We start from the raw sequence: 23,832 nt of genomic DNA, 5'->3' as shown, positions 1-23,832 counted from the left end.
TGGTGCAGCGCATGAACCGGCTGTTACGGGGAAATGTGACCGAAGAGGGGGAAAACGGGTATGGTGAAGGTATTTCTTGTGGAGGATGAAGCAATCATACGACGCGGCATCAAAAAAAATGTAGAGTGGGAGAAAAATGGGTTTACCTTTGTCGGGGAAGCCGGTGACGGGGAGTATGCGTATCCGCAGATCTTAAAGACGGAGCCGGATATCCTGATCACGGATATCAAGATGCCGTTTATGGACGGGCTGGAACTCAGCCGTCTGGTGAAAAAGGCACTTCCCGACACAAAGATCATTATTTTGAGTGGCTACAATGAATTTGATTATGCAAAAGAGGCAATCACGATCGGGATCAGCGAATATCTCTTAAAACCGGTCACGGCAGCCAGCCTGACGGCGGTACTCCGGAAGGTGAGGGAGGAAATCCGGGAGGAAAAAGAGAAATCCAGGCTGTTAGAGCGCTATTTTGTGAGCTATGAACAATACAATGAGTTTCTCGATAAGACCGATTATACCGGAGTGAACCGGAAACTGATCGAGGATTTCTTAAAGCTTGGCTCCGCAGGAGAAGAGGGCCTTTTTGTGGACGAATATTTTGCCGCTGTGGGAGAAAATAATTATAAATCGTTATTGCTCCGCCAGTATATGACGATCGATATTTTTTATTGTGTCCAGGAATTTTTAAAGGGACTTCATGTCAGCATGGATGAGCTTGCGCCGGAGTTTGGGGACATTAAGTATATCCCGAAGATTGCCGGAAGCGTGGAAGAAACGATGCATTACCTGAAGAAGCTGTTTGAGACCGCTTTGGCCGAACGGGACAAGGTATCTGGAAACCGCTATGGTTCCCTGATCGATACGGCCAAGCAGTATCTGAAGGAGCATTTTGAAAGCAATGAGATCTCGCTCAATACGGTTGCCGCAGAGGTCGGTGTCAGCAGCAGCTATTTTTCTTCTATTTTTAAGCAGGAGACCGGGCAGTCCTTTGTGGAGTATCTGACAAAACTCCGGATCGACAAGGCCTGTGAGCTTTTGCGGTGTACGACACTGCGGAGTGCCGAGATCGGGGAGCGCGTGGGCTACAATGACCCGCATTATTTCAGTGCGACCTTTAAAAAAGTGACCGGGGTATCGCCAAAAGATTATAAAAACGGCAGTCAGGAACCGGAAAGAAGGGATGTATGAAGGCGGGAGCGTGGATCGCCAGAAAGGTATCCTTAAGAAACCGGCTGCGTCTTCTGATCATCCTGACGGTCATTCCGCTTACCATGATGGTGCTGGCGATCGCAGGCATGATCCATAATTACTCCAGCTCCTACAATAAGATCATGAATAACTTAAAGGTCATCAACACCTACAACATGAATTTTAAATCCGATATGGAATATTCCATGTACCGGGTTATGATCGGTCTCATCAACACGAGAAAGTTTGATGCGGGGGATATCATCGAAGGCCAGACGCAGTATGCCACAGTGGTAAAGAACCCGTTCCACATGATCGAGGATGCCCGGTACGATATGGAGTACAGAATCACAAGAAAACCGGGGACAGACGGGGACATTAACATCAAAGGAATCCTGTCATGCCTGGATTCTCTGGAAAAAGCGGTGCAGAAGATGATCGAAAATTCCCATAAGGCCGGAAGATACGATGAAAACCAGGCAATCTGGGAAAATGATGTCCAGGGCCTGTGCTCGATGATTCAGGATTACATCAATAAGTACATTTACTATGAGACACATAATATGGAAGAACTGCAGCAGGATCTGGAGCAGCAGACCAACCAGATCGTCTATGGATTTCTGGGACTTCTGGGGGTGATCCTGGTAACGGGAATCTTCTTTTCTACTTTGCTTACGAATTCGGTGACGAGACCGATCAACAGCCTGAAGATGACGGCAGAGCGTCTTGGAAGCGGAGACTGGGATGCCCGGGCCGAGCTTGGCAGTCTGGAGGAGATCAATGTCCTGGCCCGCACGTTTAACCAGATGAGCGGGGAGATCGCCGGACTGATCGGGCGGATCCGCAAGGAGCAGAAAAATCTGCATATTGCGGAAATGAAGCTGTTGCAGGCGCAGATCAACCCGCATTTTCTGTATAATACTCTGGACTCGATCGTCTGGATGGCGGAGGACGGCGATAACCAGAAGGTCGTGGAAATGACAGCCGATCTAAGCGATTTTTTCCGTACTGTCTTATCCGAGGGACGCGATTTTATCACGATCAATGAGGAAAAGCGGCATATCGAAAGCTATTTAAAGATCCAGAAGATCCGTTATGAAGAGATTCTGGATTACCGGATCAGTATCGATGAGCGGATCGGACAGAAACAGATCCTGAAGATGATCCTGCAGCCGGTCGTGGAAAATGCACTTTATCATGGCATTAAAAACAAGCGGGGCGGCGGCATGATCACCATACGCGGCTATGAGGATAAAAGTGGTCTGGTGTTTGAAGTGGAAGACAACGGGCGTGGAATGGATACCGGCACCTTAAAGCGTCTGCGGGAAAAGGTAAGCGGCAGTGATGCAGCGCAGGAGGTCAGTGAAAAAGGCGGGTTTGGCATGTCAAATGTGGCGCAGCGGATCCGCATGTATTATGGCGGCGATGCGGCGATCACAATCGAATCGGAAGAATATGTGGGCACCTGTGTAAAGATTTACATCGGACATGGACGTCCGAATGGAAAAACGGAATGAAAAAGAATGTCCGGACCGAGATCCTGAACGCGAAAAAAACACAAAGAAATGGATAAAATCCAAAGAAAACACACGTCTGGTGAAAAAAAACACACCGATTTGCCTGAAACGGGAAAAAATTTCAAAAGAACCGGAAAAGACAGTAAAATAATCCCATTTTTTCAAAAAATGCTCTGTTTCAAAAAACAGGGCTTTTTTTTATAATGAAATTACGATATGGATACGAAAACATATTCAAAAAGGAGGAAGGTATTTATGAAAAAGCAACTCACAGCAATCGCACTTACAGCAGCTATGGTAGGTTCTCTTACCGCTTGCGGCGGCAGCAAGCCTGCTGAGACAACCGCAGCTCCGAAGGAAGAGGCTAAGACCGAGGCACCAGCAGAGACTGAGGCGAAAGCAGAAGAATCTAAGGAAGAGGCAGCAGCAAGCGGAGATTTGATCACCGTTGGTTATGCACAGGTTGGTGCAGAGTCTGACTGGAGAACTGCAAATACGGAGTCTTTCAAATCTACCTTTACCGAAGAGAACGGCTATAAGCTGATCTTCGACGATGCACAGCAGAAACAGGAAAACCAGATCAAGGCAATCCGTTCCTTCATTCAGCAGGAAGTTGACTACATCGTAGTAGCACCGGTTGTAGAGACTGGTTGGGAAACCGTTCTGGAAGAAGCAAAAGAAGCAGGAATCCCGGTTATCCTTTCTGACCGTCAGATGCAGCTTTCCGATGACTCCCTGTATGAGGCATGGGTAGGCGGTAACTTCGTAAAAGAAGGCGAGACCTGTGGTGACTGGCTTGCAAAATATCTGGAAGACCAGGGACGCGGCGAAGAAGAGATCAACATGGTAACCATTCAGGGTACCATCGGTGCTTCTGCACAGGTTGGCCGTACCGAAGGTATGGATAACAAGTTAAAAGAGCACTCCAACTGGAAGATGTTAGACAGACAGTCTGGTGAGTTCACCCAGGCAAAAGGTCAGGAAGTTATGGAGTCCTTCTTAAAGAGCTACCCGGATATCGACGTTGTCATCTGTGAGAACGATAACGAGGCATTTGGTGCGATCGATGCGATCCACGCAGCAGGCAAGACCTGTGGTCCGGAAGGCGACATCATCGTAGTAAGTTTCGACTCTGTTAAGGCGGCATTTGAATCCATGATCAAGGGCGACTTAAACGCAACCTTCGAGTGCAACCCGCTTCATGGACCGCGTGTAGCTGAGATCATCCAGAAACTGGAAAAAGGCGAGAGCGTAGAGAAGATCCAGTACGTAGACGAGGCATATTTCGATACCTCCATGGATCTGGAAAACATTCTGAAAGACAGAGCATATTAATTAGAAACACCCATCCGGAATTGAGCGGAATGGCAAAAGAAACGTGAGTTCCGTCAGGAAGAATACAAAGTGCGGAGCCGGAGGCGTAGGCTTCCGGTTCTGCACTTTTTGACTTTATGGGATTGGAAATAGGGCTGTTCGTTTTTCGAGGAGTAGTAACAACGTTTGGAGCAGGCAAGATGAAATGATAGGAGGCAAAGCTTTTATGGAACAAGGATCAGTTCTTGAAATGAGAGGGATTTATAAAACATTCCCGGGCGTAAAAGCTCTGCAGAATGTGGATTTTACACTGAAAAAGGGTGAGATCCACGCACTCATGGGGGAAAATGGTGCGGGAAAATCTACCCTGATCAAGGTATTGACAGGCGTGGAGGAATTTGAGACAGGACAGATCATGATCGACGGATTCGATCAGCCTGTAGTAAACCGGAGCCCTCAGGAGGCACAGCAGAGAGGAATCAGCACGGTATATCAGGAGGTAAACCTCTGTCCGAACCTTTCCGTCGCAGAGAATCTTTTTATCGGCAGAGAGCCGAGAAAGGGCGGTCTGATCGACTGGAAGACCATGAATAAGAGAGCAGGAGAGCTGTTGAAAAGTCTGGATATCAATGCCGATGTCACACAGACGATCGACCATTATTCCATCGCAATCCAGCAGATGATCGCGATCGCGCGGGCCGTGGATATGTCTGCGAAGGTCCTGATCCTGGATGAGCCGACCTCTTCCCTGGATGACAATGAGGTAGAAAAGCTGTTCGTTCTGATGCGGAAATTAAAGAGCGAAGGCGTAGGAATCATTTTTGTCACGCATTTCCTGGAGCAGGTCTATGCGGTCTGCGATAAGATCACGGTACTTCGAAACGGACAGCTGGTCGGACAGTTTACGACTGCAGAGCTGCCGCGTTTCCAGCTGGTAGCAAAGATGATGGGCAAAGACTTCGACGATCTGGCTGCGATCAAGCACAGCGGAGAAGAAGAACGAAACTTCGATGGCGCTGACATTGTCATCAAAGCGGCAGGTGTCGGAAAGAAAGGCTACATCAAGCCGTTCGATCTGGTCATCCGCAAAGGCGAAGTCATTGGTCTGACCGGACTGCTTGGTTCCGGACGTTCCGAGACCGTCCGCGTGATCTATGGCGCAGAAAAACCGGACACCGGTGAACTGGAAGTAAAAGGAGAGAAACTGATCTCCAGACATCCGCTGGATTCCATGAACCGTGGAATGGCATACCTGCCGGAAGACCGGAAAAACGAAGGCATCATCGCTGATCTGTCGGTAAGGGAAAATCTCATTATCGCACTTCAGGCAAAGCAGGGAATCTTCCATCTGTTAAGCAGAAAGCAGCAGGAGGAATACACCGACAAATACATCGACATGCTTCAGATCAAGACAGCCAGCCGGGAAACACCGATCAAATCCTTGTCCGGTGGAAACCAGCAGAAGGTAATCATCGGCAGATGGCTGCTGACCAACCCGGATTTCCTGGTTCTGGACGAGCCTACACGAGGCATCGATGTCGGAACCAAGACCGAGATCCAGAAGCTGGTCGTGGAACTGGCAGAAAAAGGAATGGCAGTTGTATTCATCTCTTCCGAGGTAGAAGAAATGCTGCGTACCTGCGACCGCATGATCGTCCTGCGTGACGGCGCGAAGGTCGGAGAACTGAGCGGCGCGGAGATGAACCAGGCTTCCATTATGACAACGATCGCAGGGGGGCAGTAACTATGAAAGAATTCAATATCAAAAAACTGACATCGCAGAGATTGTTTTTGCCGATCTTCTGCCTGGCGCTCGTTCTTTTCGTCAACGTCATGACAACGCCGGACTTCTTTGCAATCTCAGTCCGTGACGGCGTTCTTTACGGCTATATCATTGATATCATCAACCGCGCATCCGAGCTTGTGATCCTGGCGATCGGCATGACCCTGGTGGTATCGGCTTCCGCAGGTACCGATATTTCTGTAGGTGCGATCATGGCAGTGAGTGCAGCGGTATGCTGTAACCTTCTGACTGGCGGTGAGCGCGCGGCAACCGAATATGCATGCCCGCTGATCCTTGGTTTCCTCGCAGCCCTTGTGATCGGCGCATTGATCGGATGCTTTAACGGTGTCCTGGTTGCAAAATTAAAGATCCAGCCGATGGTGGCAACCCTGATCATGTTCACAGCAGGCCGCGGAATCGCACAGCTGATCACCGACGGTCAGATCACCTACGTGCGTGTGGAAAGTTACAAGGTATTAGGAAGCTTCCTTCCGCATGTTCCGGTACCGACCCCGTTCATTGTGGCGATGCTTATGGTGATCGTGACATCGCTGATTTTAAAGAAGACGGCGCTCGGCCTGTATATCCAGTCTGTCGGCATCAATGCAAAGGCTTCCAGGCTGGTCGGCATCAAATCAACGATGATCGTCTTCCTTACATATGCATTCTGTGGAATCTGCTCCGGTCTGGCCGGTCTGATCGCTTCCAGCCGTATCTACTCTGCAGATGCAAACAACATCGGTCTGAACATGGAGCTGGATGCGATCCTGGCCGTAGCGATCGGCGGGAACTCCTTAGGCGGTGGTAAATTCTCACTGGCAGGCTCGATCATTGGTGCTTATACGATCCAGGCGCTGACGACCACCCTTTACGCCATGCACGTTTCATCGGACCAGGTTCCGGTCTACAAGGCAATCGTGGTAGTCATCATCGTGGCCCTTCAGTCCCCGGGCTTTGCGAAATGGCGTAAGTCCCTCGCACAGAAAAAAGACGCGCAGATGAACGCAGGAAAGGAGGCTGCATAATGAAACAGAAAAAAAAGCTGAACCAGACCAGCTTCCTTTTGCTGATCACGATCGTATTGTTCTTTGTTATGTATGCCATCGGATGTATTGTTTTTAAAGAGCAGGGCTTTGCAAAGACCCAGAACTTCTTAAACCTGTTTATCTCCAATGCCGGACTGATCGTCATTGGTGTCGGCATGACCACCGTCATGATCACCGGTGGCATTGATATCAGCGTCGGCTCGTTTGTAGCGATGGCCTGCATGATGCTGGCCTGGATGATGGAGCGTGCACAGATCGGTGCAGTCCCGGCCGTCATCATCGTGCTGGTAACCGGTATCGTATTTGGACTGGTGCAGGGATTTTTAGTAGCTTATATGGATATCCAGCCATTCATTGTGACCCTGGCCGGAATGTTCTTTGCCAGAGGTATGACCGCGATCATCTCCAAGGACATGATCAGTATTACCAATGAAACTTTCATGGCATGGGCAAAAGCCAAGATCTACCTTCCGTTTGGCGGCTACGTAAACCGGAAGGGCGTCATGATCTATCCGTACATTTACCCGACCGTTGTGATCGCGCTGATCATTCTGATCCTTGCGTTTATCATGCTGCGTTATACCAAATTTGGCCGCAGCATCTACGCAGTCGGCGGCAATGAGCAGTCCGCCCTGATGATGGGCTTAAATGTACGCCGCGTGAAATTAAAAGCGTATGTGCTGGACGGATTCCTCTGCGGAGTCGGCGGTATCCTGTTCTGCTTAAATACCCTGGGCGGCTTCGTGGAGCAGGCAAAAGGCTTTGAGATGGATGCGATCGCATCTTCCGTTATCGGCGGCACCCTCTTAACCGGTGGTGTCGGCAACGTGATCGGAACCCTGTTCGGTGTTCTGATCAAGGCAACGATCGAGGCATTCATTACCTTCCAGGGAACCTTATCCTCCTGGTGGACCCGTATCACGATCGCAGCACTCCTGTGCTTCTTCATCGTGCTGCAGTCCGTACTTGCTATGATTAAAAAGAAAGATTAAACGATAGGTGAATGATATGATGGCGGCCGGTTTCTGGTGAGAAATCAGAAACCGGCCGCTTGGCTTTCCTCGTATATCGGGAAATCTACCTACTTTTCACGTTGAATTGAGTTTGGAGAAAAATAAAAAAAGTATAAATTATTAGCACTCAACACAAATGAGTGCTGATTTTTTATTGACTTTTCGATTCTAAGGTATTAAAATACCGTTATGACAAGGGCGAAAACAGGAATGGAATTCCGACTTTTCGTTGCCGGGCACGCATGCGTGGACAGGAACGAATTATCATCCCATGTGCCGGGAACTTTCGGAGCATGGAACCAAAGATGCCCTGCTTTAGAATGGAAAAGGAGTGTTAGCTATGAGCAGAACAGGTAATTTATCGATTAACAGTGAAAATATATTCCCGATCATTAAAAAGTGGCTGTATTCCGACCACGACATTTTCTATCGCGAGCTGGTTTCCAACGGCTGCGATGCCATCACCAAGTTAAAGAAACTGGAACTGATGGGCGAGTACACCAAGCCGGAGAATATGGAGTACAAGGTACAGGTTACCGTAAACCCGGACGACAAGACCATTGCCATCACCGATAACGGTCTTGGTATGACTGAGGCTGAGGTAGAAGAGTACATCAACCAGATCGCATTTTCCGGCGCACAGGATTTCCTGGAGAAATACAAAGACAAAGCCAATGAGGACCAGATCATCGGTCATTTCGGCTTAGGCTTCTATTCCGCATTCATGGTAGCGGACAAGGTGACCATTGATACCCTTTCCTACAAAGAGGGCAGCAAGCCGGTTCACTGGGAGTCCGAGGGCGGTTTTACCTTTGAGATGAAGGACGGCGAGAAAGCAGAGCAGGGAACCACCATTACCCTGTACTTAAATGAAGACAGCTATGAGTTTTCCAACGAGTACCGCGCAAGAGAGGTCCTGGAGAAATACTGCTCCTTCATGCCAGTGCCGATCTTCTTAAACAACGAGAAGGCAGAGCCGCAGTATGAGACCATCGAGAAGGACGAGCTGACGGACAAGGACACCATCATCGAGACCATTGTAGAGCCAGCCAAGACTGAAGAAAAAGAAAACGAGAACGGCGAGAAAGAGACCGTTGAGACCGAGCCTGCAAAAGAGAAATACAAAATTCTCAAACGCCCGGTTGCATTAAACGACACCACCCCGCTTTGGAGCAAGCATCCGAACGAGTGCACCGACGAGGAGTACCGCGACTTCTACCGCAAGGTTTTCCACGACTACAAGGAGCCGCTGTTCTGGATCCACTTAAATATGGATTATCCGTTCAACTTAAAGGGTATCCTGTACTTCCCGAAGATCAACACCGAGTACGATTCCATCGAGGGAACTATTAAGCTGTACAACAACCAGGTATTCATTGCCGATAACATCAAGGAAGTCATTCCGGAATTCTTAATGCTGTTAAAGGGCGCCATCGACTGCCCGGATCTGCCACTGAACGTTTCCAGAAGTGCCCTGCAGAACGATGGATTTGTAAAGAAGATTTCCGACTACATCACCAAGAAGGTAGCCGATAAGTTAAGTGGTATGTGCAAGACCGACCGTGAAAACTACGAGAAATACTGGGATGACATCGCTCCGTTCATCAAATTCGGCTGCATCAAGGATGAGAAATTCGCAGAGAAGATGAACGACTACATCCTCTTTAAGAACCTGGACGGCAAGTACTTAACCTTAAAGGATTGCCTGGAGGCGAACAAAGAGAAGCATGAGAACACCGTCTTCTATGTAACCGACGAGAAGGAGCAGAGCCAGTACATCAACATGTTCAAGAAGGAAGGCCTGGACGCTGTCATCCTGCCGCACAGCATCGACAGCCCGTTCATTGGTCACTTAGAGCAGAAGAACGAGGGCTTAAAGTTCCTGCGTATCGATGCAGACTTAAACAGCACCTTCAAGGAAGAAGTTAAGGAAGATGACGAAGAATTCAAGAAAACTTCCGAAACCCTGACCGAGACCTTCAAGAAAGCACTCGGCAACGACAAGCTGGAGATCAAGGTGGAAAAGCTGAAAGATGAGAACATCTCCTCCATGCTGACTGTATCCGAGGAAACCCGCCGTATGCAGGATATGATGAAGATGTACAACATGTACGGTATGGATCCGTCTATGTTTGGCGGCTCAGGCGAGACCCTCGTCTTAAACGCAAACAACAAGCTGGTACAGTATGTCCTGAATCACGGAGACGGCGAGAACACCAACAAGATCTGTGAGCAGCTCTACGACTTGGCTCTGCTGGCACACGGCAGCTTAAGCCCGGAGCGCATGACCGGATTCGTGGCACGCACCAATGAGATTATGATGATGCTCGCTGAGAAGTAACAATTTAGCACAGTAAGTCGATTAGAAGGTCCGGGCGTGTACGAGTCTGACTTCCTCCATTTTCCCATATCGTTGTTCGCTTGCTTTCGCTGACACATGTTCGCCTGCATCGGATTACATCCGCTGCATTCGGACATGTGTCCTCAAGAGGCGAAACAACTGATATGTTGAAAATTCCAGAAGTCAGACTCATACACGCCCTACTTTATTGACACCGCTGCGTACGAAAAAACCTGCAACCATTACTGATTTGGCCGATAGTTATCCTATTTTCGCCGTTTCAGTAATGGTTGCAGGTTTTTTATATGTAATGGAGCCAGTATAGTAGGAAGCCCCAGCCCCGCCATGCGTAAGCGCATTCTTTTAGCGAATTTTGCCCGTTTTGTGAGCATAGTGACCGTTTCGGAGCTCTGTCTGAGCGAACGCAGTGAGCGAGTTAGCGGAGGAACGGTCAATAGGCGGCGGAGCAAAACGGGCGAAAATTCGCGTGAATGCGGTTACGCATGGCGGGGCGGGGGCTTTCGGACTTATTGATATTTACTGTGCGATATTGTTTATATGGGAGAAGTTATGGTAGAATGAAGAAAACAGATTGCGGAAGGAGATACGCGTATGGGACTGATCAGAGCAGCATCGGAGGCATTTAGGGGAAGCATGGCAGACCAGTGGAAGGAATTTTTCTACTGCGACGCCCTGGAGAAAGATATTCTGGTGAAACGGGGGCAGAAACGCACATCTTCCCGTTCTTCTAATACAAAGGGAAACGATAATGTCATTTCCAACGGCAGCGGCATTGCGGTGGCAGACGGTCAGTGCATGTTGATCGTGGAGCAGGGAAAGGTAGTAGAGGTTTGTGCAGAGCCGGGCGAATTCACGTATGACAGCTCTACCGAGCCGAGTATTTTCACCGGAAACCTGGGAGACAGCATCAAGGAAACGTTTAAGCTGATCGGCAGGCGTTTTACATACGGCGGCGATACAGCAAAGGACCAGCGGGTGTACTACATCAACACCAAGGAACTTGGAGAAATTCTGTTTGGAACGGCAACCCCGATTCCGTTCCGCGTGATCGTGAGTGAGGAGATGGGCTATAAACTGTCAGTGGACATTCGCTGCAATGGTCTGTTTACCTATAGGATCTGCGATCCGATCCTGTTTTACACGAATGTGTGCGGAAATGTGACAGATACTTACGACAGCGACGAGATCGCGGCCCGCTTAAAGAGCGAGATGATGAATGCCCTGCAGCCGGCGCTGGCAAAGCTTTCTGCGCAGAGGATCCAGTATTACGAGATTCCGGCGCACACCATGGAAATTTCGGATGCGTTAAATGAGGTCCTTTCCAGCAGCTGGCGGCAGAAACGTGGCATTGAAGTTTATTCCGTCAATATCAATTCCCTGAGCATTCCGGATGAGCAGAGAAAGAAGCTGACCGAGTGGGAGGAGAATGCCATGACGACCAACCCGAACACGGCGGCAGCCCGTCTGGTCGGCGGTCAGATCGATGCCATGAAGGCGGCAGCAGCCAACAGCGGCGGTGCCATGACCGGATTTATGGGCATGGGTATGGCGATGAATGGTGCAGGCGGCACAAGTGCGCAGAATCTGTTTGCGATGGGGCAGCAGGGACAGTATCAGCAGTTTGGAGGTGGACAGCCGATGCAGGGACAAGCGTTTGGCGCTGGACAGAACGGACAGCAGTTCGCTCCAGGACAGCAGCCTGCAGCCAGACAGTCTGCACCGGCGGGCGCATCAGATACATGGACTTGTACCTGCGGAGCAACCGTAAGCGGTAAATTCTGCCCGGAGTGCGGCACGAAGAAGCCAGAGCCGAAGATGCAGCCTGCCGGAAGCTGGACCTGCGCAAAGTGCGGCACTGTGGCAACGGGCAAGTTCTGTCCGGAGTGTGGTTCTCCGAAGCCTGCAGATGCAGACGGATGGACCTGCTCCTGTGGAACATTGAATAAAGGAAAATTCTGCAGCAACTGCGGTGCAAAGAAGCCAGCAGGCGCATTGCTTTACAAGTGCGATAAGTGCGGCTGGGAACCGGAAGACCCGGCACATCCGCCGAAATTCTGCCCAGAGTGTGGAGATGTGTTTGATGATGGGGATATCGTGAGATAAGAAAGGAACCTACATGGGAGAACTACAGGAATACAAGTGTCCCTGCTGTGGCGGTGGAATCCGCTTTGACAGCAAGGCGCAAAAGCTGAAATGTCCGTACTGTGACACGGAATTTGAAATTGAAGCATTGCAGCAGTACGACACGACCCTGAAAGAAGAAAAGACCGATGATATGCAGTGGGAAAAGGCAGAGGGCAGTACCTGGCAGGAAGGCGAGGAGCAGGGACTGAACACTTACCACTGCGAATCCTGCGGCGGTGAGATCGTAGCAGACGAAAACACGGCGGCATCGACCTGTCCGTTCTGCGGAAATCCGATCGTGTTGTCGGGAAAGCTTTCCGGTGACCTGCGCCCGGATGTTCTGATTCCGTTTAAACTGGATAAGAAGGCGGCCAAGGCCGGGCTCATGAAGCATCTGGAGGGAAAGAAGCTTCTGCCGAAGATCTTTAAGGACCAGAATCATATCGATGAGATCCGTGGGATCTATGTTCCGTTCTGGCTGTTCAACACTGAGGCAGATGCGGATATCCGTTACCGCGGAACCAGAACCCGTTTCTGGAGTGACAGCAAATACGATTACACAGAGACCAGTTATTTCCTTATTAACAGGGGCGGCACCATTGGATTTGAAAAAGTGCCGGTCGATGGCGATTCCAAGATCCCGGATGATCTGATGGAATCCATTGAGCCGTATGACTTAAAAGAGGCCGTTCCGTTCCAGACTGCATATCTGGCCGGATACCTGGCCGACCGTTATGATGTGGATTCTGAAAAAAGTGCGCCGCGGGCGAATGAGCGTGTGAAAAAGTCGGTAGAGCGGGCATTTGAGGAGACCGTGATCGGTTACAGTACGCTTGTGGCTGAAAACAGCAGCGTGCAGCTGCATGACGGCAGTGCCCAGTACGCCTTGCTTCCGGTATGGATCTTAAATACCACGTGGGAAGGAAAGCATTATCTGTTTGCCATGAACGGCCAGACCGGAAAATTTGTGGGTGATCTTCCGGTCGATAAGAACGCGGCACGAAAGATGACCATGAAGCTTACGGTGATCATTACAGTGGTAGTCTATATCCTGCGTCTGATCTTGTGGATGTTTGGAATTTAACGGGAGGAAACGGAAGATGAAAAAGAGAAAAACATATGCAGCCGTTATGTTTGCGGCAGGTCTCCTTTCCCTTTTTGCCTGTGTCCCGGCATTTGCAGATACGGAAGGGTTTTCTGAAGAATACAGTCGTTTCCAGAATCCGGATGGCCTGATGGATGAGGAAGATGCAAACCAGCTCAATGAAGAACTCGACGAGATCAGCCACAACCGGAATTTTGATGTGACGGCCACGTTGGTAAACAGTCTGAACGGACAGTCTCCAGAGGCTTATGCAGATTATCTTTATGATGTTTGTGATTTTGGTTACGGCGATAACCGTGACGGAGTCCTGCTTTTAGTAAGCCTGGAGGACCGTGACTGGTATTTATCTACATCTGGTTATGGCATTACTGCCTTTACGGATGCTGGTATCCAGTATATCGGGGAAGAAATCACATCACAGCTTGCGGACGGGGAATATCTGGAGGCTTTTGAAAAGTACATAGAATTGTGCGATGATTTTATAGATGCGGCGAATAACGGAGAGGTCTACGATACGGACCATATGCCGAGAAAGCCGCTGTCCGCGATCTGGCTTGGCATTTCCTTTGCTGTGGGGCTTGGCGGCGCACTTTTGTTGGTTGGAGTCAATAAGAGTGAACTAAAGAGTGTCAGAATGCAGGAGGAAGCAAAAAATTATGTTCGTCCGGGCAGCATGAAGGTGACGAAGAGCGGAGATTTCTTCCTATACCGTCATGTGACCAGAACGGAAAGACCAAAGGCGAATCCGAAGAGCTCTGGCGGCGGTGGAAGCAGTACACATACCTCTTCCTCCGGTCGGACTCATGGCGGAGGTGGCGGAAAATTCTAAATTTCGCTGCTGTTCACGCTTGCGTGCCTGGCAACGGGATTTTCAGTTCAGAACATTCCTACCTGTGAACAGCAACTTCCATACAATATGTCATATGTCCTGAAAAAAGAACAGGAATCTTACTTGCCAAATTTTGTCATTTCCTTATAATATATAAAATAAACATGCGTTGTGGACGCAGTATACAATCTTAGGTTAGACAAGAGGTAAGAAGACAGATGTACAAAGGCATAAAGAAATTAGCAGAACTGATTTTGGAATCCGAAGAAAAATTTCTGACAGGCCAGGACGAACAGGAAATCTGCCTGGGCAGTCTTTTACAGACCCAAAGCACAGATGAAATCTGGGTAAGCGAAGATGGGGAATATCATACCGTGATGATCGGCAATAAAGAAACGCAGGAGAGCAGCATGCAGGTGTGCCATGAGGCAGAGCATCCGGTATGTCTTCCGAAATTACTGTGGGTTGCCAATGCACTTCAGAAACTGCTGGAGCAGGCGAACGGTAATCTTCCGATCGAGGAGAATGAAAATCCGGAGCTGATCCGCTATGCAGCTGAGATCATTCGCAAATACGCGGACGGACTTTCCCACGATGCACGCAGTGCGAAGGAAATCTGTGCAGACGGCAGTCAGAATATCGCGTAATTTTATAACAAATCGTTTTTATAACAAGAAGTCTTTTGAACAAAAGTCTCTTATGTTCCGGTGAAAATGATACACCGGCATAAGAGACTTTTTGTTATTGATTGTGCAACACTCGAGCAGTAGCACGTTTGATTTTCTACAGCCGGATGGTCAGCCCCAGATAATCCTCATAATACCGCATGATCAGGCAGGACATGATCATCCGATGGCGGGTATAGCCGTCTTCCAGCGGAATTTCCGTGATCTCATTGATCTTGTTTAACTTGTTCAGTACAGTATTGCGGTGCATATACATGGCAGCAGCTGTTTTATTCAGGCTACACCCGCAGAGCAGATAATAATACAGGACATCGCGCAGATTGGAGCGGTGTTCGGCATCATAGCGGCAGATCTTGATGATCGAAGGGTGGATCAGGTAGATCAGATCGTTATGGTGATGGGTTTCGATGTATTTGGTGGCGCACAGGTCAATGATGTAATACATGCTGTAATCTTCATAGGAAAAGACATGTTCTTCGTCGGAAAAACGGTGCAGCTTGCATCCAAGACGTATGGTAGCGGATGCGATGGAGTATAAGGTGAACAGCCGCACCCGTTGTCTGGAAGCATTGCTGACCCCGGCATGGGCATGAAATTGTTCCATGAGCGCAGACAGACGGTCGTAATTGAAGTCTAATTTTCCCTGTGGGCGCTCTTCCTGGGAAAAGAGGATCACAATGTCGCTTCCGCAGATGGCCATATTGGTTTCCGGGAAAATGGTCTGCAGCCGCTGCATAAAATAGCTGAGCTGGCTGCTGTGCTCCGGCGGTGTTTCCGGGCGGACCAGGACAAAGGCGCAGAAAGCCTTTACCGGGTAGGCCAGCATGGAAAGCCGTTTCCGGATCTCGGTGTCATCGGTCAGAAATCCTTCGGTCAGATCCTTGAAAAATTCTGCGCAGACGGTATCCTGGTTCAAGAGCAGTTCCAGACTTTCCCTTAAGGTATGTGCGACGATATCACAGAAATCCAGTAAGAGATGCCGGTAATCGATCTGTTCCATTTGCGGATTTACAGCAAGAAGGGCGGTTACAGCGTGCCGGTCGTCTGTGTGGATGCGGCAGGCAAAGAACAGCCCTCCTTCTTTTACGGAAAAACTGCAGCAGTCTTCTTTCGGACAGGCAGAAAAGGCCTCCTGGATCTGGCTGGCATGCTCAAATGAGAGGCTTCCCTTTTCTGCCAGTTCCAGTCCGATGGGATCATCGAAATAATGACCGGAGTTTCCGACGATCAGCTTAAAACCGGAGTTTAGAAGATAAATCTGCGACTGGATCATTTCAGAGGCCGTGTTTAAAAGCTGCGGCAGGGTAAGACCGTCGCACAGTGCTTCGCGCAGGGTGCTGCTCCAGTGCCTGTAGTTGCACAGGATGATATTGATGCGGTTGTACAGTTCAAACAGATCCAGCGCGGAGACAACGACATTGTGGTTTTTACAGTCGGAGAGCCGGGTCTGGTTGATGTCTTCCGCGGAAAGAAACATCGTGATGGGGCGGTCTGCCGGGCACTTTTTTAAGAGCCGCATGCCATCGGAATACCGGCCGACATAAAGATACTCCTCCAGAAGTTTTGACTGGTCTTTTAAAAGAATGATGCCCTGAAATTCCCGGTCCGTGCAGGTGCCGGTATGCTGTTCCAGGATGGTTTTTTCCAGAGTCTGTAGGATGTACATGATGTCCATAAAGCAGGTAGTCCTTTCTTTTGTTTGTTGCAGTGCACCTTTGTCTGGGTGCAGCTGAGATTGATTGTTTTCTTTGCCTTTTTCGTTCTCAAAAGCAATTCCATTTTATAAAAAAGAAATTAAAAAATCAAGATATCTGCAGGGTGAGCTGAAGATATCTTGATTTTTGCAGTGTTTGACTATTTTACAGTTACTACTTTTTTGCGGTTATGGTCGGATCAAACATGGTCAGATCAGACAAAAGTACTTTACAGATCGTGGTCCATACGGTTGATGACTTCGTCCTGAATGCCAGGGGTCAGTCTGGTGAAGTATGCGCTGTAGCCGGCTACGCGCACGATCAGCTCCGGATGATCTTCCGGATGTTCTTTTGCGTCAACCATTTCTTCCTTATTTACTACGTTGAACTGAACGTGTTTTCCACCGTGGGTTAAATAAGTCTGGATCATGCTTCCAAGTTTTTCCAGATCGGATTCGCTCTTTAATGCGGAAGGGTGGAATTTCATGTTCATCAAAGTTCCCTGGTATGGATCCTGGTCTACCTTCATCGCACTCTGGAAGACTGCGATCGGACCGTGGGTGTCGGTTCCGTGAGCCGGAGACAGGGATGCGTCGGCTAAGATCTCGCCGCCCTTTCTGCCGTCCGGGGTTGCGCCGGTTACTGCGCCGCCTGGCTGGTGAGCGGAAATTGAGATTGCGTTCGGCTTTAAGGTGTCGCCGTATACACACGGAAGACTTAAGCAGGTGTCAGCATGTAGCTTGTACATGTCAGCTACAAATGCATCGACTTCCGGAATGTTGTTGCCGTATTTTGGCTGGGAAGCAAAATCAGCACGCATCTCGTCGTAGCCTTCCCAGTCAGCATCCAGGGCTTCCATTAACTGTGCCATGGTATATTTCTTCTCATCAAAGATGAGTTTCTTGATCGCATACAGACCATTTCCGGCATTGACTGCGCCAACAGCGCCAAGTACGGCACCGTTCTCAAATTGGAAGCGGCGGTTGAACATATCTTTTCCGACTTTTACGCCGTCTTTCATCAGGCTGGAGCGGAATACATCCGGGAACAGATCACGCTCTGCGATCATCTCTACGTTGATGCGCTCGTTTGCCATGCGCATGAGGTGGCGGATTTCATCGAAGACAGCTTCTTTGATCTCGTCAAAGGTTTCCATCTTTGTGACATCGCCGACTTCCTTGCCGACCATTTCTTTGGTGTAGCGGCAGTAGCCATTGTGAAGGGCGATATCCATTGCCTGCGGGATGATGAAGAAGCAGGCTACCTGGGTACGGGTCTGTGCCTGAACGTTGCCATCTACACAACCGGTGCAACACCAGTCACGGGCATCCTCGATCGGGAGGCAGTTGGTCGGGCTCTGTTTTGCGAAGAAGTTAATATAGCTTTCATCGCCGACAAAGGCCGGCATGCCGATACCGCTGCGGACACATTCCAGTGCTTTGATCATCAGCTTCATCGGGGTGTTCTTATGAACACGGACGGTTACGGTATGGTGTGGCAGGTGGGTATCCTGCGCTGCTTCCAGAAGCAGGTAAGAGAGTTCGTTGGTCGCATCGCTGCCATCTGCCTTCACGCCGCCGATGGTCCAGTTGTACCATTTTGCCATACCTGCATTCTTGGCGCGGTTTGCCTTGCCGGATACACGGTTGATCTTCATGCACTTGCAGCGCATGATCTCTAACAGCTCTAAAACCTCATCATCGGTGATGATGCCGGCTTCGATATCTTTTTTGTAGAACGGATACATGTACTGGTCAAAACGGCCTGCACTGGTGGTCGGGCTAGGGCAGCACATTAAGAATGTGAACCAGAAGCTCTGCAGTGCCTCGCGGAAGGTATCAGCCGGCTCGTAAGGAACCTTGCGGCAGATGCGGGCCATTTCTTTTAACTCAGCAGCACGTTTTTCATCTTTTTCTTCGGCAGCCATTTTTTCAGCCAGGTCTGCATAGCGGTTTGCGAAGCGGACCCATGCCTCGAATACGATGATGACGCCTTCCCAGAAATCACGTTTTTCGATGATGTCCGGGCTTTCATAGCGCAGATTCTTTAAGCATTCCTTTGCTTCTTCGATAATGCTCTTTGCGCCTTTGTTTAAAATTTTTGCGTAATCCACGGCAACCAGGGAGAAGCCAGGTCCAAGGCCATATCCGGACATTGCGAAGCCGCCGCCGGAACCGCCGGTCTTATCTTTCCATGGCGGAAGGATGGTGCCGGATTTCATAAACGGCCACAGACGATCGTTCTGTCCTAAAGATTTGCCCATGGTTTCTACCAGGTTGGAGTTTGCGGTGTTGCCGGCGAACTGCTCGTTTAAGCGGTAAAGTTCTTCCTCATCTTCCGGGGTGATGGTGTAGATCTCGCTCTTTAAGCTCTCGACCTCATCCTTGGTCCAGACACCATACTCGTACTGCATTTCCAGGCCAAACGGTTTGGATGCGCCGGAACCGCACAGCAGATCCTCCGGCTCAATGAAGATGGTGATATTGTCTAAGATATTGGCATGGAGCTTGGAACGGCGCAGCAGCATCGGCTCGCCTCCGGTTTTCTCCAGTGATTCATTTGCAAGGCGGAACAGTTCTACACACAGCGGATATTTGCTGATGCGGAGACTTTCTTTCATGCGTTTTACGCGGTCTGTCATATTCATAAACCTCCTTGATCATCTCTGATAAAAAGGTAACATTATCGGGGGTGAGAATGCAAGAAAATGGGAAAGATTCGCGGAAAGTTGTAAGAGATGCACAGTGGAACGGAGGGAATCTGTGCGAAAATCACAAGACAATTTCAGAAAAACAGGAAGGAACGAAGAAAAACAGGAAAGAAAACAGGAAAGCCGGAAAGCAGAAAAACAGGGAAGCAGAAGAGCCGAAAGGAAAAAACGAAGTGCCGCGGCAGGCATCTAGTGTGCCGGCCGCGGTTTTACTGCGCTGAGCTTGGAGAAGGAAACGCCCTCGCGCTGATAGAGCTCCCGGTAACGTAAGAGGAGACAGGAAAAGATCAGGGCGTGGCGCAGATAAGGGTCGTCCATCGATTCGCCGATCAGTTCTTCGATCTTTTTGATCTTGTAGATCAGGGTATTGCGGTGCAGAAACATTTCCGCGCTGGTACGGGCAATGTTGCGGTCGTTCATCAGGTAATAGAACATGATATCGCGCAGGTTGGTGCCATTGGCTCGGTCATAGCGGGTCAGGTTGACCACACCCGGATGCGTCAGGATGACGATATCACTTCCACCATACAGCGATGCGATGGAGCGTGCACAGATGTCGATGACATTGTACTGGGTGTAGCGTCCGAAGGACATGCAGCGTTTCTCATCCGGCTGCTTTACCGTCATGGCAATGGGGAAGAGGCGTTCGCACATGCGGCAGGTGACCCGCATGGACATGATCGAGGTAAACGGATTGCTCAGGATGGCAATAGCCTTCTGTTCTTCCAGAACCTGTTCGAAAGATTCTGTGTCGATCGGGAGCGGGCAGTAAGCCGTATCGGAAGAGAGCAGTACAACCAGTTCCGTGGCGGTTACAGCCAGGTTTGCTTTTGGAAAGCAGCGGCTGATCGGTTTTACCAGATAATCCAGGGAAAGGCGTGTGCTTCCTTCCGGACAAAGCTCAGAACGGATCAAAAGCAGGCGCATGTTCTTTTGCGGTGGATTGGCAATGCTGTGAAGCATGATCATCAGCGCATCGTCTGAGTTCCCGCTTTCTGACATCAGACGAGAAAAGAAAAGCGGAAAGGAAAGACCGTGTTCGGTTGATACTTTGGTGCGCCCGGAAAGCAATGGTTCGCACTGATCCCGGAAAATCATGGCTGTGAGGCAGACTGCAGGATTATCGGAATCTGCACAGCAGAGCAGGTAATTGTCCGGGTTTCGAAGAAACGGTAAGAGCAGAACCGTGCGGTCGGCACCGGACTGTGCAGCGGTGCGAAAGAGCGGGGTATCCGGGTAGGCGGCTATGCCGAACAGGTCGCGGACCAGCTCATGGAGCGGCTGCTTTTTCTGGATGAGCGGCGCAAAAAAGTCATTATCCTCCAGACGGATGCTGTCATAGAGAAAGGAAGAGCTGCTGTCCAGGATCGCGAAAGAGGCATCGGAAATCTGGTGTGCCAGCTGGATCAGATGACTGAGCTGGTACGGGGATGTCTGGGATAGTTCGTTTAAGATCCGGTTCTTCTCAAACAGCATACTGTTTAACAGATTGTTCAGTGCAATGGCAGACAGATCGGTAACAATCAGGCACATCTGCTCCGGGCAGGAGAGACGGAGCAGTTCTTCAGAGCTTCCGGCGCTGATGAGACAGCCCTGTTTATGTGTTGTTAAAATGGAAGCGGAAACAGCGGCATCTGCAATACACAAAAATTGCGGGTCGTACTGGTCAGCCTGCTCTAAAAGAAGGACGCCGGGGATGGAAAGAAAATCCTGATGTGTCTCCAGCCGCAGGATGTGCGGGTCTAATAACTGTTTTAGTGTGTGCAGAAAGTACATCATAATGAAAACTCCTTTTGTTTTAAGATAAAGCAGGATAAAAAAATAGCATAGTCTGTGGGAAAAGGCAAAATCCCACGGTTTTTTAAGCTATTATATAAGACTGTGTTCTATTTTTCAATGGTTTTTCTCTTGTGGAAAATGCCTTGAAAGAAGAAACAGGAGACCAACTCTTGTGCAAAATGTGCAAAATGTTGTGCGGATTAACCATAGACCCCGGTGGAAAAACTTTGTTAGAATATAGACAAATGAAAAAGGAGAGGGGATCGTATGGCCACTGAGAGAATTAAAAGAATGCAGGAAGCATTGAAGGTTGACAAGTTTCCGTTTTGCGCAGAGAAAGCAAAATATGTGATCGAGTCCTGGAAAGAGAACGAAGGACTTCCTTCTATTTTGCGCCGTGCAAAGGCAACTGCCAATTATCTGGATAAAAGAACCATCTATATCGATGATGATGAATTGATCTGCGGAAACTGCGCAGCAAAACCAATGGGACTGGAGGCATCCTGCTGGGGTCCGTTCTGGGATGATAAAGACTTAGACAGCATTCTGGAAGGAAATTACACCATTTCCGACGAGGACCGCAAGACACTCAGAAGCCTGGATTCTTTCTGGGAAGGACAGAGCCGTCAGATGTACGAGTGGCAGGGCCGCTTCTACGATGACTTCCATTTATGGCCGTTCATCCGTTCCGGAATCCTGTGCCCGCCGTGGACCAGTAAGGTCAAGGGCCGTGGATCAGGCGGAGCCGGATTTGGATGGGGACTTGGCATTGGCTTAAGCTTCTTTGTTCCGGACTATGAAAAGGTTATCAAAGAAGGTGTTGCTGCCCGTGTAAAGGAAGCACAGGAGGAACTGGAAAAGCTTCGTTACAATGACAACGATTCTTTCGATAAAGGCGATTATTTAAGAGCCTGCATCATCGCACTGACTGCAATGCAGCGTATGTATCACCGCTACGGGGATGCTTGCACAGCTAAAGCAGAAGAGACTGCAGATCCGGTAAGAAAAGCAGAGTTAGAGCGCATGGCAGACACCTGCCACAGCCTGGCTGAGAATGGCGCACGCGATTTCCGCGATGCGATCCAGGCATTCTGGTTCTACTGGATGATGATCACCCACGGTACTGTTCCGGGCGGACGTTTCGACCAGTTCATGTATCCTTACTACAAACAGGATATTGAGGCAGGAACCCTGACCAGAGACGAGGCACTGGAACTGATCGAGTGCCTGCGCATCAAGATCATGCAGTTTAATTTTGTGTCCGGAAACGCAAAACAGAGAGATAAATGGGCCGGCATGGCAAGATGGCACAACTTCATCATCGGCGGCTGCGACAAAGACGGCAAGGAATGCTCCAATGAGTTAAGCTACCTGCTCTTAGAGGCAGCAGACGAAGTCCGCACCCCGCAGTTCACCATCACGCTCCGTGTGAATGAAAACACGCCGGATGAACTGATGATGAAAGCATTAAAGCTGGTTCGTACCGGTATCGGTATGCCGGCATTCGTATCCGATAAGAGCTACATCAAAGGTCTGGTAGACCAGGGTGTGCCGATCGAGGATGCCAGAAACTATGCACTTGCCGGATGTCTTGACTTAAATATCCCGGGCAAATCCAGAATGAACGCCGTAGGCATGTTCATCGTTCCGAAGGTTATGGAGATCATGATGAACAACGGTGTTATGCGGGAGACCGGCGAACAGCTCGGACCGAGAACCGGCGAGATGAAAGACTTCAAGACTTACGAAGAGTTTGAGAAAGCATTCAAAGAGCAGCTGTATTACTTCATGGGCCTGTACAACGAGGAGCACAACATCCTCTGCCGCGTAACCCGTGAGATCAACAACGACGTCGTACATTCCGCATTCGCATACGATGGAATCAAGTGCGGCCGCGACATTTCCAACCGCAAGATGCCTTACGAGAACGGTTCCATGATGAACCCGGTCGGCATCATCGGTGCAGTCAACTCTCTTGCAGCAGTCAAGTATGTGGTATTCGAAAAGAAATACTGCACCATGGAAGAGCTGCATAACGCTCTGGAAGCGAACTGGGTTGGCTATGAAGAGCTTCAGAAGCTTTGCAAGGAAGCTCCTAAGTATGGTAACAACATTGACTTTGTTGACAATATTGCTACAGATCTGTTTGATTTCTGGTCTGACAGCACAAAGACCTTTACGGGTATCTACGGAGAACCGCCGAGGGCAACCGGAGTTTCCATCACAGCATACGCTCCGGGCGGTGCCTATACCGGTGCAACTCCGGACGGCAGAAAGTTCGGTGAGACTCTTCCGGACGGAACTGCTTCTCCTGCACAGGGAACCGATACCCACGGCCCGACTGCTTCTCTGGCCAGTGCAATGAAAATCCATCAGGATCCGTTCAACGCAATGCTGCTGAACATGAAGATTCATCCGTCTGCATTAAAGACCGATGAAGATTTAAGAAAGCTCGGCGCACTGATCAAGACGTATCTGTTAAATGGTGGAAAGCATATCCAGTTCAACGTGGTAGACAACGAAACACTGCATAAGGCTCAGGAAAAACCGGAAGATTACCGGGATCTGGTCGTACGTGTTGCAGGGTACAGTGCATATTTCACCCTGCTGACACCGGCAGTACAGCAGGATGTTATCTCCAGAACCGAGAATATGCTGAATTAAAACAAAGGAATTGAAGGG

General features: G+C 49.5%; 15 protein-coding genes. 12 read left to right on the top strand and 3 right to left on the bottom strand.

Annotation, left to right across the window (positions count from 1 at the left end; genetic code table 11):
• Positions 1–60 precede the first annotated feature (60 nt).
• From DXB18_RS04460 to DXB18_RS04410, 11 genes are all read left to right on the top strand, one after another.
• The gene (locus DXB18_RS04460) at positions 61–1,188 is read left to right on the top strand and encodes a response regulator (RefSeq protein ID WP_118706239.1); all 1,128 of its coding nucleotides are present in this window, start codon (positions 61–63) and stop codon (positions 1,186–1,188) included.
• On the top strand, positions 1,185–2,705 hold the full coding sequence (locus DXB18_RS04455; RefSeq protein WP_118706237.1) for a sensor histidine kinase: 1,521 nt from the start codon (positions 1,185–1,187) through the stop codon (positions 2,703–2,705). The genes DXB18_RS04460 and DXB18_RS04455 overlap by 4 nt, the downstream gene beginning before the upstream one ends.
• Before the next feature lie 255 nt (positions 2,706–2,960).
• A complete protein-coding gene (locus DXB18_RS04450) occupies positions 2,961–4,040 on the top strand; it encodes an ABC transporter substrate-binding protein (protein WP_118541854.1) in 1,080 nt (359 codons plus the stop codon).
• Positions 4,041–4,245: 205 nt separating this feature from the next.
• On the top strand, positions 4,246–5,763 hold the full coding sequence (locus tag DXB18_RS04445; protein WP_118541856.1) for a sugar ABC transporter ATP-binding protein: 1,518 nt from the start codon (positions 4,246–4,248) through the stop codon (positions 5,761–5,763).
• Between the two features lie 2 nt (positions 5,764–5,765).
• A complete protein-coding gene (locus tag DXB18_RS04440; protein WP_118541858.1) occupies positions 5,766–6,827 on the top strand; it encodes an ABC transporter permease in 1,062 nt (353 codons plus the stop codon).
• A complete protein-coding gene (locus DXB18_RS04435) occupies positions 6,827–7,840 on the top strand; it encodes a sugar ABC transporter permease YjfF (RefSeq protein ID WP_118541860.1) in 1,014 nt (337 codons plus the stop codon). Before DXB18_RS04440 ends, DXB18_RS04435 begins: the two co-directional genes overlap by 1 nt.
• Positions 7,841–8,201: 361 nt before the next feature.
• The gene (htpG, locus tag DXB18_RS04430) at positions 8,202–10,202 is read left to right on the top strand and encodes a molecular chaperone HtpG (RefSeq protein WP_118706235.1); all 2,001 of its coding nucleotides are present in this window, start codon (positions 8,202–8,204) and stop codon (positions 10,200–10,202) included.
• Positions 10,203–10,814: 612 nt separating this feature from the next.
• The gene (locus DXB18_RS04425; RefSeq protein ID WP_118706233.1) at positions 10,815–12,326 is read left to right on the top strand and encodes an SPFH domain-containing protein; all 1,512 of its coding nucleotides are present in this window, start codon (positions 10,815–10,817) and stop codon (positions 12,324–12,326) included.
• A 13-nt stretch (positions 12,327–12,339) separates the two neighbouring features.
• A complete protein-coding gene (locus DXB18_RS04420) occupies positions 12,340–13,431 on the top strand; it encodes a hypothetical protein (RefSeq protein WP_118706231.1) in 1,092 nt (363 codons plus the stop codon).
• A gap of 16 nt (positions 13,432–13,447) precedes the next feature.
• Positions 13,448–14,281 carry a TPM domain-containing protein gene (locus DXB18_RS04415; protein ID WP_118706229.1) on the top strand — a complete coding sequence of 278 codons (834 nt, stop codon included), beginning with the start codon at positions 13,448–13,450 and terminating at the stop codon, positions 14,279–14,281.
• Positions 14,282–14,499: 218 nt separating this feature from the next.
• A complete protein-coding gene (locus DXB18_RS04410; protein ID WP_118706227.1) occupies positions 14,500–14,928 on the top strand; it encodes a hypothetical protein in 429 nt (142 codons plus the stop codon).
• Positions 14,929–15,064: 136 nt separating this feature from the next.
• Here DXB18_RS04410 and DXB18_RS04405 read toward each other — a convergent pair whose 3' ends face one another.
• The 3 genes from DXB18_RS04405 to DXB18_RS04390 form a co-directional block, all read right to left on the bottom strand.
• Complete coding sequence (locus DXB18_RS04405; protein WP_118706225.1) at positions 15,065–16,642, bottom strand: helix-turn-helix domain-containing protein; 1,578 nt, start codon at positions 16,640–16,642, stop codon at positions 15,065–15,067.
• A gap of 248 nt (positions 16,643–16,890) precedes the next feature.
• The gene (locus DXB18_RS04400; protein ID WP_182430471.1) at positions 16,891–19,302 is read right to left on the bottom strand and encodes a pyruvate formate lyase family protein; all 2,412 of its coding nucleotides are present in this window, start codon (positions 19,300–19,302) and stop codon (positions 16,891–16,893) included.
• A 258-nt stretch (positions 19,303–19,560) separates the two neighbouring features.
• Positions 19,561–21,150, bottom strand: a complete 1,590-nt coding sequence (locus tag DXB18_RS04390) for a helix-turn-helix domain-containing protein (protein WP_118706219.1) — start codon at positions 21,148–21,150, stop codon at positions 19,561–19,563.
• Positions 21,151–21,417: 267 nt separating this feature from the next.
• Here DXB18_RS04390 and DXB18_RS04385 point away from each other — a divergent pair, with 267 nt between their 5' ends.
• On the top strand, positions 21,418–23,814 hold the full coding sequence (locus tag DXB18_RS04385) for a pyruvate formate lyase family protein (protein WP_118706217.1): 2,397 nt from the start codon (positions 21,418–21,420) through the stop codon (positions 23,812–23,814).
• Positions 23,815–23,832 lie beyond the last annotated feature (18 nt).

The organism is Clostridium sp. OM02-18AC (assembly GCF_003481825.1).
Classification (GTDB): domain Bacteria; phylum Bacillota; class Clostridia; order Lachnospirales; family Lachnospiraceae; genus Brotaphodocola.
The sequence above is the reverse complement of the archived record's forward strand: the minus strand, read 5'-3'. Positions and strand labels throughout refer to the sequence as shown.

Excerpts from the sequence above, each read along its gene's own strand:
- htpG (WP_118706235.1), top strand. The coding sequence starts at position 8,202 with ATGAGCAGAACAGGTAATTTATCGATTAACAGTGAAAATATATTCCCG.
- DXB18_RS04460 (WP_118706239.1), top strand. The coding sequence starts at position 61 with ATGGTGAAGGTATTTCTTGTGGAGGATGAAGCAATCATACGACGCGGC.
- DXB18_RS04410 (WP_118706227.1), top strand. The coding sequence starts at position 14,500 with ATGTACAAAGGCATAAAGAAATTAGCAGAACTGATTTTGGAATCCGAA.
- DXB18_RS04425 (WP_118706233.1), top strand. The coding sequence starts at position 10,815 with ATGGGACTGATCAGAGCAGCATCGGAGGCATTTAGGGGAAGCATGGCA.
- DXB18_RS04385 (WP_118706217.1), top strand. The coding sequence starts at position 21,418 with ATGGCCACTGAGAGAATTAAAAGAATGCAGGAAGCATTGAAGGTTGAC.
- DXB18_RS04450 (WP_118541854.1), top strand. The coding sequence starts at position 2,961 with ATGAAAAAGCAACTCACAGCAATCGCACTTACAGCAGCTATGGTAGGT.
- DXB18_RS04420 (WP_118706231.1), top strand. The coding sequence starts at position 12,340 with ATGGGAGAACTACAGGAATACAAGTGTCCCTGCTGTGGCGGTGGAATC.
- DXB18_RS04405 (WP_118706225.1), bottom strand. The coding sequence starts at position 16,642 with ATGGACATCATGTACATCCTACAGACTCTGGAAAAAACCATCCTGGAA.
- DXB18_RS04455 (WP_118706237.1), top strand. The coding sequence starts at position 1,185 with ATGAAGGCGGGAGCGTGGATCGCCAGAAAGGTATCCTTAAGAAACCGG.
- DXB18_RS04390 (WP_118706219.1), bottom strand. The coding sequence starts at position 21,150 with ATGATGTACTTTCTGCACACACTAAAACAGTTATTAGACCCGCACATC.
- DXB18_RS04400 (WP_182430471.1), bottom strand. The coding sequence starts at position 19,302 with ATGACAGACCGCGTAAAACGCATGAAAGAAAGTCTCCGCATCAGCAAA.
- DXB18_RS04445 (WP_118541856.1), top strand. The coding sequence starts at position 4,246 with ATGGAACAAGGATCAGTTCTTGAAATGAGAGGGATTTATAAAACATTC.
- DXB18_RS04440 (WP_118541858.1), top strand. The coding sequence starts at position 5,766 with ATGAAAGAATTCAATATCAAAAAACTGACATCGCAGAGATTGTTTTTG.
- DXB18_RS04435 (WP_118541860.1), top strand. The coding sequence starts at position 6,827 with ATGAAACAGAAAAAAAAGCTGAACCAGACCAGCTTCCTTTTGCTGATC.
- DXB18_RS04415 (WP_118706229.1), top strand. The coding sequence starts at position 13,448 with ATGAAAAAGAGAAAAACATATGCAGCCGTTATGTTTGCGGCAGGTCTC.